Source organism: Sulfitobacter sp. GN1-4, assembly GCF_055693825.1.
Map to the genome: position 1 here is coordinate 3,118,601 of NZ_JBVFUQ010000003.1, position 14,846 is coordinate 3,133,446.

General features: G+C 59.2%; 17 protein-coding genes. 11 read left to right on the top strand and 6 right to left on the bottom strand.

All coding sequences use genetic code 11. The features are described 5' to 3' along the window. Positions 1-12 precede the first annotated feature (12 nt). The gene (locus ACZ1HM_RS15935) at positions 13-384 is read left to right on the top strand and encodes a hypothetical protein (RefSeq protein WP_472743646.1); all 372 of its coding nucleotides are present in this window, start codon (positions 13-15) and stop codon (positions 382-384) included. Between the two features lie 17 nt (positions 385-401). Further along, positions 402-623 carry a hypothetical protein gene (locus tag ACZ1HM_RS15940; RefSeq protein ID WP_472743647.1) on the top strand — a complete coding sequence of 74 codons (222 nt, stop codon included), beginning with the start codon at positions 402-404 and terminating at the stop codon, positions 621-623. On the opposite strand, the gene ACZ1HM_RS15945 is transcribed toward ACZ1HM_RS15940, so the two are convergent. Beyond that, positions 613-1,803 (bottom strand): MFS transporter, encoded by a 1,191-nt coding sequence (locus tag ACZ1HM_RS15945; protein ID WP_472743648.1) that lies wholly within the window; start codon positions 1,801-1,803, stop codon positions 613-615. The genes ACZ1HM_RS15940 and ACZ1HM_RS15945 overlap by 11 nt on opposite strands. Before the next feature lie 105 nt (positions 1,804-1,908). On the opposite strand from ACZ1HM_RS15945, the gene ACZ1HM_RS15950 reads away from it, so the two are divergent. Next, entirely contained in the window at positions 1,909-2,556 is a 648-nt protein-coding gene (locus ACZ1HM_RS15950) for a 50S ribosomal protein L25/general stress protein Ctc (RefSeq protein ID WP_472743649.1), read from the top strand. Between the two features lie 76 nt (positions 2,557-2,632). Here ACZ1HM_RS15950 and ACZ1HM_RS15955 read toward each other — a convergent pair whose 3' ends face one another. Continuing rightward, positions 2,633-4,000 (bottom strand): DUF4214 domain-containing protein, encoded by a 1,368-nt coding sequence (locus tag ACZ1HM_RS15955; RefSeq protein WP_472743650.1) that lies wholly within the window; start codon positions 3,998-4,000, stop codon positions 2,633-2,635. A gap of 249 nt (positions 4,001-4,249) precedes the next feature. On the opposite strand from ACZ1HM_RS15955, the gene pth reads away from it, so the two are divergent. The 4 genes from pth (at position 4,250) to ACZ1HM_RS15975 (ending at position 7,611) form a co-directional block, all read left to right on the top strand. Then, positions 4,250-4,969, top strand: coding sequence for an aminoacyl-tRNA hydrolase (gene pth / locus ACZ1HM_RS15960; RefSeq protein WP_472743651.1), 720 nt, complete (start codon positions 4,250-4,252; stop codon positions 4,967-4,969). Further along, positions 4,966-6,009, top strand: a complete 1,044-nt coding sequence (locus ACZ1HM_RS15965; RefSeq protein WP_472743652.1) for a DUF2332 domain-containing protein — start codon at positions 4,966-4,968, stop codon at positions 6,007-6,009. The genes pth and ACZ1HM_RS15965 overlap by 4 nt, the downstream gene beginning before the upstream one ends. Positions 6,010-6,075: 66 nt before the next feature. Next, entirely contained in the window at positions 6,076-7,239 is a 1,164-nt protein-coding gene (locus ACZ1HM_RS15970; protein WP_472743653.1) for a serine hydrolase domain-containing protein, read from the top strand. Positions 7,240-7,242: 3 nt separating this feature from the next. After that, a complete protein-coding gene (locus ACZ1HM_RS15975; RefSeq protein ID WP_472743654.1) occupies positions 7,243-7,611 on the top strand; it encodes a DUF2237 family protein in 369 nt (122 codons plus the stop codon). 230 nt (positions 7,612-7,841) lie between these two features. Here ACZ1HM_RS15975 and trpB read toward each other — a convergent pair whose 3' ends face one another. Further along, positions 7,842-9,074, bottom strand: coding sequence for a tryptophan synthase subunit beta (trpB, locus tag ACZ1HM_RS15980; RefSeq protein WP_472743655.1), 1,233 nt, complete (start codon positions 9,072-9,074; stop codon positions 7,842-7,844). Between the two features lie 136 nt (positions 9,075-9,210). Continuing rightward, positions 9,211-11,148, bottom strand: a complete 1,938-nt coding sequence (locus tag ACZ1HM_RS15985; RefSeq protein WP_472743656.1) for an AsmA family protein — start codon at positions 11,146-11,148, stop codon at positions 9,211-9,213. Positions 11,149-11,203: 55 nt separating this feature from the next. Here ACZ1HM_RS15985 and rimO point away from each other — a divergent pair, with 55 nt between their 5' ends. From rimO to ACZ1HM_RS16000, 3 genes are all read left to right on the top strand, one after another. Beyond that, the gene (rimO, locus tag ACZ1HM_RS15990; RefSeq protein ID WP_472744642.1) at positions 11,204-12,574 is read left to right on the top strand and encodes a 30S ribosomal protein S12 methylthiotransferase RimO; all 1,371 of its coding nucleotides are present in this window, start codon (positions 11,204-11,206) and stop codon (positions 12,572-12,574) included. 281 nt (positions 12,575-12,855) lie between these two features. Next, the gene (locus tag ACZ1HM_RS15995) at positions 12,856-13,212 is read left to right on the top strand and encodes a hypothetical protein (protein WP_472743657.1); all 357 of its coding nucleotides are present in this window, start codon (positions 12,856-12,858) and stop codon (positions 13,210-13,212) included. 88 nt (positions 13,213-13,300) lie between these two features. Next, positions 13,301-13,675 carry a thiol-disulfide oxidoreductase DCC family protein gene (locus tag ACZ1HM_RS16000; protein ID WP_472743658.1) on the top strand — a complete coding sequence of 125 codons (375 nt, stop codon included), beginning with the start codon at positions 13,301-13,303 and terminating at the stop codon, positions 13,673-13,675. Here ACZ1HM_RS16000 and ACZ1HM_RS16005 read toward each other — a convergent pair. Both ACZ1HM_RS16005 and lfb1 read right to left on the bottom strand, forming a co-directional pair. Next, positions 13,672-14,034 (bottom strand): YigZ family protein, encoded by a 363-nt coding sequence (locus ACZ1HM_RS16005; RefSeq protein WP_472744643.1) that lies wholly within the window; start codon positions 14,032-14,034, stop codon positions 13,672-13,674. The genes ACZ1HM_RS16000 and ACZ1HM_RS16005 overlap by 4 nt on opposite strands. 15 nt (positions 14,035-14,049) lie before the next feature. Beyond that, positions 14,050-14,403, bottom strand: a complete 354-nt coding sequence (lfb1, locus tag ACZ1HM_RS16010; RefSeq protein ID WP_472743659.1) for an LIC10280 family protein — start codon at positions 14,401-14,403, stop codon at positions 14,050-14,052. Between the two features lie 114 nt (positions 14,404-14,517). Between lfb1 and ACZ1HM_RS16015 the strand changes: the two genes are divergently transcribed. Next, positions 14,518-14,805, top strand: a complete 288-nt coding sequence (locus tag ACZ1HM_RS16015; RefSeq protein WP_472743660.1) for a CBU_0592 family membrane protein — start codon at positions 14,518-14,520, stop codon at positions 14,803-14,805. The last annotated feature ends 41 nt before the right edge of the window (positions 14,806-14,846 follow it).

Here is a 14,846-nt window from a genome sequence, read left to right on the forward strand (position 1 = left end):
ACAGCTTGGCGCATGTTAGTCTTCTTGCGCCATAGCCTTGCTTTTCTTGCCACCCCGAAAACCGGGACAACTGCGGTTGAGATGGCGTTGCGCGGGCGGGCCGAGATCATATTCTCCAAAAACCGCAAGCACATCACCGCCGCGCGCTATGCCAACAAGGTTGCACCGTTTCTTGAAGACACCTTTGGCGTGCGCCCCGCATCGGTTGCGGTTATGCGCGAACCAGTGGCGCAGCTGCGCAGCTGGTATAAATACCGCAGCCAAGAGCGTCTGAACGGCACAGAGACCAGCACCAGCGACTTAAGCTTTGATGACTTTGTGCAAGAGGTGATCTCTGAGACCCTCCGAAACGTGCCCAGATTGGGCGGCAGTTCAGCTTTCTGACCAATGGCGCGGGCGAGGTGCAGGTCGATCACCTTTTTGCATATGAGCACATGGAAGACTTCTTGCTCTTCCTGTCTGAACGTCTTGAAACACCGGTAGAGATTGAGGCGCGCAACATCTCTCCGCCGCGCGACGCCCCGCTGAGCGATGGTGTTTTGGCCGCTTTGCGCCAAGCGCGGGCTGAAGACTTTGCGCTTTATGACCAGATCTTAGCCGCGGGCGGACACCTCAGCACCTGACCGCGCGTCCAGCCAGCATGGGGATGAGGATCAAGGCCACCAGCGCCAAGATCCCCGCCACCATATAAAACGCAGCACGCAGCCCCGCCCCTTCGGACACAAGCCCCATCAAGGGCGGCCCAAAGATGAACGCGCTGGAGCCGATAACAGAAGCCCGGCTAATCGCCGCCATCCGCGCCTGGGGTGCAACCACGCGACCGACCAAGGCGATGGCCAGCGGGAAGACAACCGAGATCCCAAACCCCGCCACCGCAAAGCCCGCAAGCGCCAAACTAACGTTGGGAGCCACCCCGGCCAGCACCACGCCGAAGGCCGCAACAAGGGTCGCCGCGATCATCAGCGTGGTGTCTTTGACATATTTGACGGCCACATGGCCCATCATACGCCCTATGCCCATCGCCAACCCCAACAGCGCCGGGCCCAACGCCCCCTCAGCAGGCGAGCCGCCCAAGGTGCGTTCCAGATGCAGGGCGGACCACCCCTCTGTCGCGGATTCCGCAAAGATCGCGGCGCATAAAACCACGCCCGCCAAGATCACCACAAACAGGGGCATCTGGTTTGCCCCTGTCGTCTGCGCCTCAACGACCTGCGGCGGCTTGTCAAAGGACAGTACCGCCAAGACCACCAGAACGCACAGCATCATTGCCATAATGATCGCGGGGCTTAGCGCCGCGGTGCGCAACGCGCCGGTCACCAGCGCCGCCCCTGCATAGGCAAAGGAATAAACAGCATGGGTAAGGCTCATCAACGTGCGCCCGGTGTCTTCTTCCACCTCTGAGACGCGCGCATTCACCAGCACGTCAATCACGCCCGACCCCATGGAGGTCAAGAGCATGGCAAAGACCAGCACCGCTATATTGGCCGAAACCCCCGCCCCCATCATGCCCAAACCAACGCCCAAAATGGCCAGGGGCATCGCATAGCCCCCTGCCAGCCGGCGGCTAAGCGGGGCCATCCACATCGCGGCCAACGCCCCGATGGAGGCGAATAGAAACGCGATCCCGTAAGCGCCGTCTGAGGCACCAACCTGCGCCTTGATCACTGGCATCTGGGCGAAATAGACCGACCAAGCCGCACCAATGGCGACAAAGCCCATCAGCGGTTTTCTGGCAAGATAAAGGTCGTGTCGCAGCCCCATGGCGCGGATGTGACACGACAGCCCATCCTTGCCAAGCCACAAGGGCAGATTTGCCCTTTTCACATGGGCCAAAGCCGTCTATAGGCACGGCTTCACGCGGGAATACAGCCTTGGAGGATTCCCGCCCTAACCAATTGGAGAATTACAATGGCCGGAGAGATTCCAAATCTTCAAGCCGAGGAACGGACGGGGACAGGCAAGGGCGCCGCTCGTCAGGCACGCCGTGATGGCATGGTTCCTGGGATCATTTTTGGTGGCGACAAAGACCCGCTGCCGATCAACATCCCCTTTAACAAACTGCTGACAATGCTGCGTAAGGGCCGGTTTAAATCCACCCTGTTCAACATGCAGGTCGAAGGCCACGAAGACGTGCGCGTGATCTGCCGCGATGTGCAGCGTCACGTTGTCAAAGACCTGCCAACGCACGTGGACTTCATGCGTCTGCGTCGCACCACAAAGGTGAACCTCTTCATCAACGTGGACGTCACCGGCGAAGAAAACAGCCCCGGCCTGCGCAAAGGCGGCGTGCTGACCCTGGTACGTCCCGAAGTTGAGCTGGTTGTGACCGCGGCAGACATCCCTGAGAGCCTGGTTATCGACGTGTCCTCTATGGACGTGGGCGACAACCTGACCATCTCTGACGTGGCTCTGCCAGCCGGTGCCAAGCCAACCATCGACCGTGACTTTGTGATTGCACAGCTGTCCGCGCCATCTGCGCTGGCCTCTCAGTCCAACGATGACGACGGCGAAGAGGGCGAAGGCGAAGAAGCCGCAGCCGAGGCTGCCGCAGATTAATCTGCCCCCTCTACCGGGACTACAAAAAGAAAAGGGGTCGCCATTGGCGACCCCTTTTGCGTCTCTGAGGGCGGGCTCAGAACGGGCTGTCCAAAACGCCAATCAAGGGCATCAAGAATTCGCCACCGCTCGCGGCCTGCGCATCTGCATAGAACTGGTCTGTGGCACTCACTGCCGCTGACACACTGCCAGCGGATCCGTCAAACAGGTCCATCACGTTTGACGCATTGGTCACGTCCGACATGCCCCGGGTGATTGAGAAATAGGTGCCGATGTCGGTCTTGTTATCAAGATACGCGCGGTCAGCCAGCTGCTGATCAATCACAGCCTGACCAAAGGACGGATCAATGTCCGTGCGCGCGCCGCGCAGGATCTCAAGGATGAACACATCACGTGCCGCACCTGCGTTCAGCTGTCCAACCCAGAAATCAAACCCTTCCTGATCCGGCGCACGGCCAAAGACGTTGTTGTAGATCGTGGTCACGAAGGTCTCATTCGTGGTGCCTGCAGGATAGGCCGCTTGCGTCTCAGGCTGCGGGGTAAAGAGCGCAGCCATACCATCAAGCGACAACCCATCAGAGAAGGCATTGGCCCAGAACAGCAATCCAACCGCATCTGGTGCGCGGTCAAAGTAGGCGATATAAAGCTCAATGATCTGGTTGAAATCACCCGCACCCAGGTTCAGCGCCCCATCATAGGTTGCCAATTCAAGCGGCTGGCCACCTAGCAGCGGGATCTCATTGCCAAAATCAAGGAATTCGACATTTGCCAGCGTATCGCGGCCCTGCCCGCCGGGGCGGTGATCTTCGATCACAAAGCCGCCGCGCGAAATTTCAAGCGTGTAGTTGTTCTGATCCCCTTCGAAAAAGGCCGTATCCACGCCACCCAGACCATCAAAGGCATCATCGCCGGGCCCGCCTTCCAAGCGGTCATCGTCAGGTGTGCCAATGGTCAGGCTGCTTTCTGACAGGGCCACGCCTGGAAAGGTTGAGAAGTTGATGCTTTGACCCGGCGCAAAGGGGCCACTGGAAACGGGTGTAAGGCTTTCATAGCTATCGACCCAAGCATAATATTCCTCCAGCGTTCCAATGGCGGGGAACGGATCACCATCCAGGACGATCCCAACCCGTGCGCCAAAATCTGCAGATGCCACCATGACGATGCTGCGGTTTCCACCGCCCCATGTGATCTCAAAGACCGCATGGTAATTGCTGTCAGGGATCACAAGCGCGCCGTTATCGACGGTCTTGGACACGATTGTTTGGTTCAATGACACAACATTCGTATCGCCCAGACCATCAAAGGACTCCGTGCGGATCACATCATAGCTAAAGGTGGGCGCACTGTTGGGTGCCACAAATACCATCTCAGAGGTAAATGCGTTGTTCGGGATAAAATTATCATCCGCCGCAATGACATAGGCGGGAAGGGTGTACGTCGTCACTGGATATCCAACTCTTGTTTGTTACGCTGCCAGCCCAGGTTCAGCCGGGTCTTTACACTTATTGCTCTGCCCAAAAGCAGAAAACTGCGGCGATAATATGGTGTTTGGATGGATTGGGCCGAAAAAGTGCCGCCTTTGCAATCTTAGCGTTTCACAACCGGCGCAATCGGCAATTCCCCGCGGGCTTGGGCGCATTCCCTTTCGGCCAGCAGGGGCTTAGAGTATGCTCAGATGGCGCAGGATACTCACATGAAACTCATCGTCGGCCTTGGAAATCCGGGGGCAAAATATGCCCGCAACCGTCATAATATCGGCTTTATGGCGCTGGATCAGATCGCCTTGGACCACGGCTTTGGCGGGTGGAAATCCAAACATCAAGGCAGCGTCAGCGAGGGGCGTTTCGGCTCTGAGCGTGCGGTGCTGCTCAAGCCTGAAACCTTCATGAATAACTCTGGTCAATCGGTGCAGGCGGCGATGCGGTTTTACAAACTGGACAGCACCGACATCATCGTGCTGCATGATGAAATTGATCTGGCACCTGGCAAGGTGAAATGCAAATCCGGGGGCGGCCATGCCGGTCACAACGGATTGCGTTCCATCCACGCGCACATCGGTCCGCATTATGACCGCGTGCGTCTGGGCGTGGGCCATCCTGGCCACAAGGATGCGGTGCCCGGCTATGTGCTGCGCGATTTTCCGAAAGCCGATGAAGAATGGCTTGATAACGTACTGCGCGGCATCGGAGACGGGGCGGCGCATCTGGCCGCTGATGACACGGCCAAGTTCCTTAATGCCGTGGCCATGCGGGTGAACCCGCCACGCTCTGGTACCGGCAAAAAAGGACCGGCGGGGGCCAAAAAGGCTGCCACCGCGCCGCAAAACTCCGCCCCCCAAAGCGCCCCACCTCCGGCTGAGGCCGAGGAGGCCACCAAATCACCGCTGCAAAAGCTGATGGAACGGTTCAGGTGACACCGCTTCAGGCGGCCTTTACCGACCAAGCAAAAGCCTGCGCAAGCATGGGGTCGCCCTTTATGGGCCGCCTGCTGACTTTGCTGGCCGCGCATTGGCCCCAGCAAAGCGCACTTGGCGCGCACCTTGCGTCCTTCACCGGTGATGTTGGGCCATCTGGCCATTCTCTGCCGCTGCGAGTGGCCGCAGGATTACATGCGCTTGTCTTGAACAACGCAGCTCCCGACCTCGCCGCAGTTTACCCGCCGCATGAGGCCTCTGACGGCGCTTTGACAGCGGCAGTCCTTAAGGCGCTGCAAAGCCATGAAGGCTTTCTGCTGGAATGGACCAAAAGCCCGCCCCAAACCAACGAAGTGCGCCGCTCAGCTGCTTTGATCGCCGGCGCCCGGGTGGCTGTCGCACATTTCGATTTACCCATTCACCTGTCAGAGCTTGGGGCCAGCGGCGGTCTGAACATGATGTGGGATCACTATGCCCTGGAGATCGACGGCGGACGCTTGGGGCATGATATTCCTGCGGTGGTTTTCACCCCCAATTGGGATGGGCCGCGCCCGCCAGGTACCTCGCCGCAGATCGCCTCACGCGCAGGTGTTGATCTGACGCCGCTGGACCCAAGCCGCCCAGATCACCTGTTGCGCATGATGGCCTATCTTTGGCCGGATCAACCCCAGCGGCTCAGCATGACCCGTGCCGCGGCCTCCATCGTATCAGAGCCACCAGTCCAAGGGGATGCCATTGATTGGCTTGCGCCCCGGCTGGCCAGCGCTCCGCAGGGTCATCTACACCTGATCCAACACACCGTGGCATGGCAATATTTCCCCAAGGCGGCGCAATCACGGGGCACCGCCCTGATTAAGGCAGCGGGCGCGCAGGCCACGCCGAACCGGCCGCTGGCCTGGCTGTCTATGGAAGCGGATGCCGACACCCCCGCCAAAGGCGGGGCCGCACTTATACTCAGGCTCTGGCCTGGGGATATAACATTGCACCTTGGTCGGGCTGATTTTCATGGCCGTTGGATCAAATGGCAGGGGCCGAGTTAGGCATACCGTGCTGGCCCCTCGCGCGGGCATGTGTTTGACTGGCGGGATAGCAGGAGGGGGGCAGAGATGCGCACATTTGGAAAATGGCTGGGTCGGATCTTGTTGGCACTCGCCGTGCTGGCCGTCTGCGTGGGGCTTTGGAAGCGCGAGGAAATTACCCGCCTGCTGGCCGTAAACTCACTTTTCAGCGCAGAAAAGATCGTTGCGAATTTCTCCAACATGGACGCCGCATTCCTGTCCGTTCCGGTCTCCCGTGGCAATGGCCCCACCAGCGAGCTGCCCTACGGGCCGGAAACCACCCTGCCCCCGTCGGTTGAACAATGGACCATAGACCGGCAGGTCACAGCACTGTTGGTGATGAAAGAGGGGAGTATCGTCTATGAAAATTACTTTCTTGGCACCGGCCCCGACGACAAGCGCATCAGTTGGTCGGTTGCCAAAAGCTATCTCTCGGCGCTTGTCGGGATCTTGCTTGAGGAAGGTATCATCGCCTCTCTCGATGATCAGGTGACGCAATATGCGCCGCTTTTGAAAGGCACCGCCTACGATGGGGCCACCCTGAAGAACGTGATGCAGATGGCCAGCGGCGTGGTCTTTGACGAAGACTATCTGGATCCCAAATCTGACATCAACCGCATGGGCCGTGTTCTGGCCCTGGGCGGTGAGATGGACAACTTTGCTGCTGGGCTGACCGAAACCTTTGCCGCGCCGGGGGCGGAATGGAAATACGTCTCAATCGACACCCATGTCATTGGCATGGTCGTGCGAGGGGCGACCGGACGCGCCATCGCCGATCTTCTGAGCGAGAAGATCATCGCCCCCTTGGGGTTGGAGCATACGCCCTACTACCTGGCCGACGGCGTCGGCACCGCCTTTGTGCTGGGCGGTTTGAACATGACAACGCGCGATTATGCACGCTTTGGGCAGATGTTCCTGCAAGGGGGCACCTGGCAAGGTCAGCAGATTGTGCCCGCTGATTGGGTCGCCGCCTCTACCGCGCCCACCGCCCCCACAGCGGAGGGGAAAATCGGCTATGGATATCAGTGGTGGATCCCGCAAGGGGCCGCACCTGGGGTCTATCTGGCCCGTGGCATTTACGGCCAATACATCTATATCGACAGCAACAGAGACGTCGTGATTGCCACCAACGCCGCCGATCGCAAATTCCGCGAAAAGGGCGTATCGCAGCAAAACATCGACATCTTCCGCCAAATTGCTGAGAGTTTGTGAGCTATGGAACCAGATGAAAGCGTGAATGTGCTAGAAGGGCCGCTGGCCCTGTGTGGCACCGATCCTGTGACAGGCTTCTTTCGCGATGGCCATTGCAACACATGCGCGGCCGATCAGGGCAGCCACACGGTCTGTGCGGTGATGACGGCAGAGTTTCTAGCCTACTCCAAATATGTCGGCAATGATCTCAGCACGCCGCGGCCTGAATTCAATTTCGCCGGGCTCAATCCAGGCGATCCGTGGTGCCTGTGTGCGGGAAGGTTTCTGCAAGCCGCAGATGAGGGATGCGCGCCGAAAGTGCACCTAGAGGCCACACACAAACGCGCGCTGGACGTGGTGCCGCTGGACATCCTGAAAGCGCACGCACTTTAGGGTCAACGATGGCCGGGCGCGCGTGTCCGAGGCGCCCGTGTGATGCGGCAAAACAGCGTTCTTTGAGGGACGTGAAGCGCTCTTGGGCGAAGACACCGCATAACTCCCTGAAGCCTTAAAATGCGGCTCCGGTTTGTCGCGCGGATATACGGACTTGCTTTAGACAAACGAAAGCCGGGGCCGCAGACCCCGGCTTTTTTGACATTCAGATAGACGCCCTGCTCAAAAGATCAGGCAAACTCACCCATCTCAAAGCCCAGCGCGCGGGCCACGGTGAAGATATCCTTGTCGCCGCGACCACACATGTTCATGCAAATGATGTGATCTTTGGGCAGGTCCGGGGCAATCTTCATGACATGGGCCAAAGCGTGGCTTGGCTCCAGGGCCGGAATGATGCCTTCTTGCTCACAACACAGCTGGAACGCTGCCAAAGCCTCTTTGTCGGTGATCGACACATATTCTGCGCGGCCAATGTCATGCAGCCAGGCATGCTCAGGCCCGATCCCGGGATAGTCCAGACCCGCTGAAATGGAGAACCCTTCCAGGATCTGCCCATCGTCGTCCTGCAACAGATACGTCCGGTTGCCATGCAACACACCAGGACGCCCCCCGGTAAGCGAGGCACAATGCTCCATCTTGTCGTTCACACCTTTGCCACCGGCCTCTACCCCGATGATCCCAACCTCTTTGTCGTCAAGGAACGGATAGAAAAGGCCCATCGCGTTGGAGCCGCCGCCAATCGCGGCGATCACTGTGTCCGGCAGCCGGCCCTCGGCGGCCTCCATTTGCGTGCGAACCTCTTTGCCGATGATGCTTTGGAAATCGCGCACCATTGCCGGATACGGGTGCGGACCAGCCACGGTCCCGATGCAATAGAAAGTGTCGCGCACATTGGTGACCCAGTCCCGCAGCGCGTCGTTCATCGCATCTTTCAAAGTGCCGCGGCCTGATGTCACAGGTACGATCTCAGCGCCCAAAAGGCGCATGCGGAACACGTTAGGGGCCTGACGTTCCACGTCATGTGCGCCCATATAGACCACGCATTTCAAACCGAATTTGGCACAGACCGTTGCGGTGGCCACGCCATGTTGGCCCGCACCGGTTTCCGCAATGATGCGTTTCTTGCCCATACGGCGGGCCAGAATGATCTGTCCCAACACGTTGTTGATCTTGTGCGCGCCCGTGTGGTTCAGCTCATCGCGCTTCATATAAACCTTGGCACCGCCCAGATGCTCTGTCAGCCGCTCCGCATAATAAAGCGGGCTTGGCCGGCCCACGTAATGCGTCCATAGGTCGTTCATCTCGGCCCAGAAGCTTTCGTCGGTCTTGGCCTTCTCATACTGCTCTTCCAGCTCAAGAATGAGCGGCATCAGGGTTTCGGACACGAAACGCCCGCCAAAATCCCCGAAGCGTCCGTTTTCATCCGGGCCTGTCATGAAACTGTTGAAAAGATCGTTGGCCATGCGCCGTCTCCCCTGTGGATCAGATCAGACGTGTAGCGCAGGGGCGCGGCAGGTGGAAGGCGGACTTTCTAAAAAGTCCGTGGCGAAGGCTTCAAAGCCTTCGTGCCGATTTCTTGCAAGAAATCGCCCACCCTCTCTAGTCAAAGAGCTTAAACAGCTCCTCTTTTAGCTTGTCCTCTACCCGGTCCTTGACCGCATCCTCAACCGATTGCCCCTCTTCGCGCACCACGCCCAGCTCTTCTTCCAGCTTTTGCTCAACCTTTTGCTTCACCCGTTCCTCCGCGCGTTCTTTTTCTTCGCGGAAATTCAGATCAATCGCCGCCTGCACATCAGCTGAGATCTTGGGATCTGCCCAGGGCCCAACAATTCGCACCGGCACGGCCAACCCGCGCCCTTGGTTCACGCGCAGCGCCTTCGGCGTGACCGTATAGTCGATGGTCTGCGCCCCCAGGTTCACCTGACCGGCACCGCGTGCATCAAAGTTCGGCAAGAGCATCGCCAGGTCTTCGTTGCGCAGCACGCCGCTTTGCATTTCAAACGTCGCCGACAAGGCATCAAACACAGTTGTGCCGCCCTGACTGTCAAAATTGCCCAGCAGGTTATCCAGATCGATGCCTTCTATGGCCCCCCGCCCCACATTTACCGCACCCGATCCCGACAGGGAGCGCATGATCGCATCCACGCTTTGCCCAACTCCCAGGAAAGCCACTTCTGCATCGCCCTGCCCACTGAACCGCGTAAGATCCGCCAGATCGCCCAAGAGCGGTTGCATCTGAACCCCGCGCGCGCGCAGCTTGCCGCCAACGGACAGGCCACTGCGGTTGTTCATCACAAACTCACCCGTGAATTGCCCGCCGTAGCCTGCAACTTCACGCAACTCGAACACCATGCGAGAGCGGTCATTGCTCAGCAGCGTGCGGGTCGCGCCCAATTTCAACGCGCCCAGATCAATGCTGTCGGCGCGCAGTGAGATACCGCCGTTGAAGGCCGCAAGGCCGGAGGCATCAATCGCATCGCGGGGCCAGCCCGCCCCGATGGATTGTTCGCCTGTGTCCCCGCCCTCGGCCGCATTTGTCAGGACCCTAAGATCAAGCGCGCCCGCATTGAGCTGCGCGTTCACCTGCGGGACACCATTCAGATCAATGTCCGCAGCCCCGGTCAGGCGGTTGCCGCCCAGATCGGCCGTCAACGCGCGCAATGCCAACTTGCGATCCGGCGTCAGCGTCAGTTCCGTGGTGACCGTAGCACTGCGGCCCAGACCTTTGGGCAGCGCGACACCGCCCAATCCCAACGCGCTTAGAAAGCCCGATGTATTAGGCATGTCCAAGGACAATGCTCCCGCCACGGCCCCTTGCAGCGACGCGCGCCCCGCCAGGGCCAAGCGCCCCCCGCCAGCCTCAAGCGTGACGTCCACAGGCTGGACGTCTCCGCCCAAAAAGCCCGCAAACTTTTCGATCTGTGCGTCCAGCCGCACCCGTTCCCCCGCTGGGGTCACGGCCGCTTTGATCCCGGCGGCCCCGGCCGGGTCGGGCCAATCAAGGGTCAGATCCACTCCGCCATAGCTGACCAGATCCGCACCTTCGGCATCATAAATCAGCCTGGCATCCGTGATCACCAACCGCTCAATCGTCACCGCTTGCGGGCTGCGCGCCGCCGTTGTTTCGGTTTCTATCTGCGCCTCGCCCGTGGCATCGGTGAATTGCCAACTGGCCCGCCCATCTGCGCGGCTTTCCAGACGGATGGTGGGGCTTTGCGCCTCAATGTTGGTGATGCGGATCTCACCCCGCAAGAGCGCAGAGGCATCCACACCGATGGCCGCTTGTGCCGTGCTCAGCATCGCGCTTTCTTTGGCCCAATCGGCATTGCCAACTTCCAGGCCTTCGGCGCGCACGCCTAACACTGGCCAAAAGGTCATCGACACGTCGCCGCTGACGCTGACGTTGCGCCCGGTAAATTTACTCAGCTGATCGGTCGCGATCTGGGCAATCCGGTCTGCGGGGAGCATCAAGACGCCCACAACCGCCACCACGGCGATCAACATCACCACACCAATGATCCGCAAGATCCACTTCATCACGCTCTCCTCTGACGGGCTTTCGCAGCCGCTTGGCTTCCACTATAGCCGAGGCATGAGCACAAACCCACCAAATCTGCGCCCCGATTTAGCGCCTGCCGCAAAAATCACCGATCCCGCACGCCCCGGCCAACCCACCATCGGTATGGTGTCTTTGGGCTGCCCCAAAGCCCTGGTCGACAGCGAACGCATCCTGACCCGCCTGCGCGCAGAAGGCTACGGCGTGTCGCCTGATTATGCAGGCGCGGACGCGGTGATTGTGAACACCTGCGGGTTTTTGGATTCCGCCAAGGCCGAAAGCCTGGATGCGATTGGGGAAGCTCTAACCGAAAATGGGCGCGTCATTGTCACCGGGTGTTTGGGGGCAGAGCCGGATTACATCCGCGAAAACCATCCCAACATATTGGCGGTCACCGGGCCGCACCAATATGAACAGGTGCTTGATGCGGTGCATGACGCCGTGCCACCGGCCCCTGACCCCTTTGTTGATCTTCTGCCCGCGCAACAGGTTTCGCTAACGCCACGCCATTACAGCTATCTGAAAATCTCAGAGGGCTGTAACCACAAGTGCAAGTTCTGCATCATCCCGGATATGCGGGGCCGCCTGCAATCGCGGCCTGCCCATGCGATCATGCGTGAAGCGGAGCGGTTGGTGGAGAATGGCGTCAAAGAGCTGCTGGTGATTTCACAAGACACCTCTGCCTACGGCGTCGATATCAAACATGCTCAGGATCGCGGCCACCGGGCGCATATCACAGACCTGGCGCGTGACCTGGGCGGTCTGGGGGCCTGGGTTCGGTTGCATTACGTCTACCCCTATCCGCATGTGCGCCAGTTGATCCCCCTGATGGCGGAGGGGTTGGTGTTGCCCTATCTCGATATTCCGTTCCAACATGCCCATCCCGACACGCTCAAGCGGATGGCCCGCCCAGCCGCAGCATCCCGTACTCTGGATGAGATTGCCGCCTGGCGCGATGTCTGTCCTGATATCACCCTGCGCTCGACTTTCATTGTAGGCTATCCAGGAGAGACCGAGGCAGAGTTTCAGACGTTGCTTGACTGGATGGACGAAGCGCAGTTGGACCGGGTTGGGTGTTTTCAATATGAAAACGTGGAGGGCGCGCGCTCCAATGCTTTGCCTGATCATGTGCCGGCTGAGATAAAACAGGACCGCTGGGACCGTTTTATGGCCAAAGCACAGGCGATTTCGGAGGCCAAACTGGCCGCGAAAGTCGGCCAAAAGCTGGAGGTGATCGTGGATGAGATCGACGATGAGGCCGCCACATGCCGCACGAAATCAGATGCCCCTGAGATCGACGGCAATCTCTTTGTGGATGAGGGGTTTGAGAACCTGACTGTCGGCGATTTGGTGACTGTCGAGGTCGATGAGGCCGGGGAATACGATCTGTGGGGGCGACTGGTTTAAACGGTCCTGCCCTCTGAAGATGTTCTGCGCCATATCCGCCTGATCCCCCGCGCGTGCCAAGCACGGCGCGGCCCGAAATGGTCGTTCGCAAGCGGGCGGCCCCAGGATCGTGCAGCCCAAGCCGCCAGTAAATGAATCCCAAAACCCTCAGCAACAGACCAAAGCCACCGCTCGCAAATCCCCGCATTCTACCGGGCCAAAATAACTGATTTTCGTCCAAACCTTGCATTTGTTCATGTTATGTTCTATTTCTTAATCAACCGTTAAGAGGAGAACACAGCATGTCCTTCCAACCCACCTTTCCTGGCCTCTTTTCGCCAGCCCATGGCGCAGCACCTGTTGCAGAAGCACCCGTAACCCCCGCCAGCGAAAAGCAGATCGCTTATGCCAACAGCTTAGCCCAGCGCCACGGCACCAAGTTGCCCGAAGGGATCACCCGCGACCGAACCGCCCTGTCCAAATGGATCGACGCACACAAAACACCGGCGCCGCAGGGGCGCTTTGGCAGCTACCCGTCGTCCAAGCAGGTGGCCTTTGCCGAACGTATCGCCAAGCTTAAGCGTGGCCAGGTCCCGCCAGAGTGTTTTCGCGACCGTGCACTGATGTCCCGGTGGATCGACAGCAACAAGCCGCGTTAACTTTGCTACCCTGGGCACACTTGTGCTCTTTCGCCGCAGCACGGCACTGTCTGGTGGCAACGCCCCGTTTTGCGCTTATCTCCCCCTTATGAGTGATGAAACAAAAGTCCTTTACAACGCGTCCTGCCCGATCTGCAGCCGGGAGGTTGACCATTACGCACGCCTAAGCGACGCCGCTGACCTGCCCATTCGCTATGATGATTGCACAAACCCAGCAGCCCTGGCGGCTTGGGGCATCACAGCAGATGAGGCCGCCAAACGGTTGCATGTGCGCAAGGGCGGTCAGGTCTATGCGGGCATCCCCGCATTCATCATCCTTTGGAAGGACATCCCGCAAACCCGCTGGCTGGCGCGACTGATCTCACTGCCAGGCATTCACTGGATCGCCTGCTTTGGATACGACTATCTCGCAGCGCCGCTGCTTTACCGCTTGCACCTCCGCCGTATCGCGCGGGAAGGTTAAGCGCTCAGGCCTTGTCTGTCCAAATAGGTGCTGACGCAGGTCTGGACGTGCCGAAAGCGATCGCCGCCCAGGTGCTTACCCCCGTACCAGCGCGTTACAATCACCACATGTCCCTGCAGCCCTGCCCGTTCCAACATCCGCAAGATCACCATGCCTGCGCCACTCTCCCCATCGTCGCCTTTCAGCGGTGTGCCATCAGGCAGCAGCACGCCCCAGGTGTTGTGCGTGGCCTTGGCATAGGCTTTGTCGCGTTTGAGCGCCTTAAGCACCGCATCCACGTCAGCGCGCGCGCCCACAACGGCGCCAGATACCGCATATTTTGAGCCCCGGTCGCTGAGCACCTGACCCAATTTCACCAAATCTGCAGTCACGCTCTACTGCCGCACCAACCGCTCAAGCGCGGTGCCGTTTTCCCAGGTGCCATAAAGATCGCCATTCGACATCACGACATAGATCACAGGGGCCGGTTGGCCCCAGTTCACCACCACAACCTGACCATCGCGCACCCCCGCACCGGAATACCGCTGATTGCCAACGGTCCAATCAATTTGAACCGTGGCCCCCACCGCGTTGATCACAGCTGTTCCGGCATAGGCTGAGCCATCGGGGTTGCGCCCTTCTGCCCGGTAGACGCCGCTGATGTCAGCCACCTGTGCCCAAAGGGCCGTGACCATCCAAAACCAGACGCAAATTCCCGCCAAGACTGTCTTGCCCAGACCCATGGTCATCCTCCCAGTATTTTCCCTGAGTAAGGAATACCGGCATTGCCCGACTTCGGCCAGTGGTGTAGTCTGACTGTATTTTAGAAGACCTTTTTAACTTCCATATTTCGGAACACAGCAATGACCTATTTTGATACGGCCTATAGCGCCGCCGAATTTATCGGCGTCGTGGGTTTCTTCCTCTACGTGACCGCCTATTCGATGCTGACCCTGCGGGTTTTGGAGGGCCGTTCGCTGGCCTATTTCATGCTCAACCTCTCGGCCTCAAGCTGCGTGTTGATTGGCCTCACGGCAAGCTTCAACCTGGCCTCCGCGCTCATTCAGCTTTTCTGGGTCTGCATGTCCTTAATCGGGATTACGCTGAACCTGGTACGCCCGGTGAAATCAAAGGCACCGCAGCAGGGCTAGCGCAGGTTTGGGCACTCCCAATACTGACATCCCGGCCTGAA

What these genes read in the sequence shown, in the direction of transcription:
- lfb1 (WP_472743659.1), bottom strand. Translation starts at nt 14,403, where the DNA reads ATGACCATGGGTCTGGGCAAGACAGTCTTGGCGGGAATTTGCGTCTGG.
- rimO (WP_472744642.1), top strand. Translation starts at nt 11,204, where the DNA reads ATGAGCACAAACCCACCAAATCTGCGCCCCGATTTAGCGCCTGCCGCA.
- ACZ1HM_RS16000 (WP_472743658.1), top strand. Translation starts at nt 13,301, where the DNA reads ATGAGTGATGAAACAAAAGTCCTTTACAACGCGTCCTGCCCGATCTGC.
- ACZ1HM_RS15985 (WP_472743656.1), bottom strand. Translation starts at nt 11,148, where the DNA reads ATGAAGTGGATCTTGCGGATCATTGGTGTGGTGATGTTGATCGCCGTG.
- ACZ1HM_RS15975 (WP_472743654.1), top strand. Translation starts at nt 7,243, where the DNA reads ATGGAACCAGATGAAAGCGTGAATGTGCTAGAAGGGCCGCTGGCCCTG.
- ACZ1HM_RS15970 (WP_472743653.1), top strand. Translation starts at nt 6,076, where the DNA reads ATGCGCACATTTGGAAAATGGCTGGGTCGGATCTTGTTGGCACTCGCC.
- ACZ1HM_RS15995 (WP_472743657.1), top strand. Translation starts at nt 12,856, where the DNA reads ATGTCCTTCCAACCCACCTTTCCTGGCCTCTTTTCGCCAGCCCATGGC.
- ACZ1HM_RS15935 (WP_472743646.1), top strand. Translation starts at nt 13, where the DNA reads ATGTTAGTCTTCTTGCGCCATAGCCTTGCTTTTCTTGCCACCCCGAAA.
- pth (WP_472743651.1), top strand. Translation starts at nt 4,250, where the DNA reads ATGAAACTCATCGTCGGCCTTGGAAATCCGGGGGCAAAATATGCCCGC.
- ACZ1HM_RS15950 (WP_472743649.1), top strand. Translation starts at nt 1,909, where the DNA reads ATGGCCGGAGAGATTCCAAATCTTCAAGCCGAGGAACGGACGGGGACA.
- ACZ1HM_RS16015 (WP_472743660.1), top strand. Translation starts at nt 14,518, where the DNA reads ATGACCTATTTTGATACGGCCTATAGCGCCGCCGAATTTATCGGCGTC.
- trpB (WP_472743655.1), bottom strand. Translation starts at nt 9,074, where the DNA reads ATGGCCAACGATCTTTTCAACAGTTTCATGACAGGCCCGGATGAAAAC.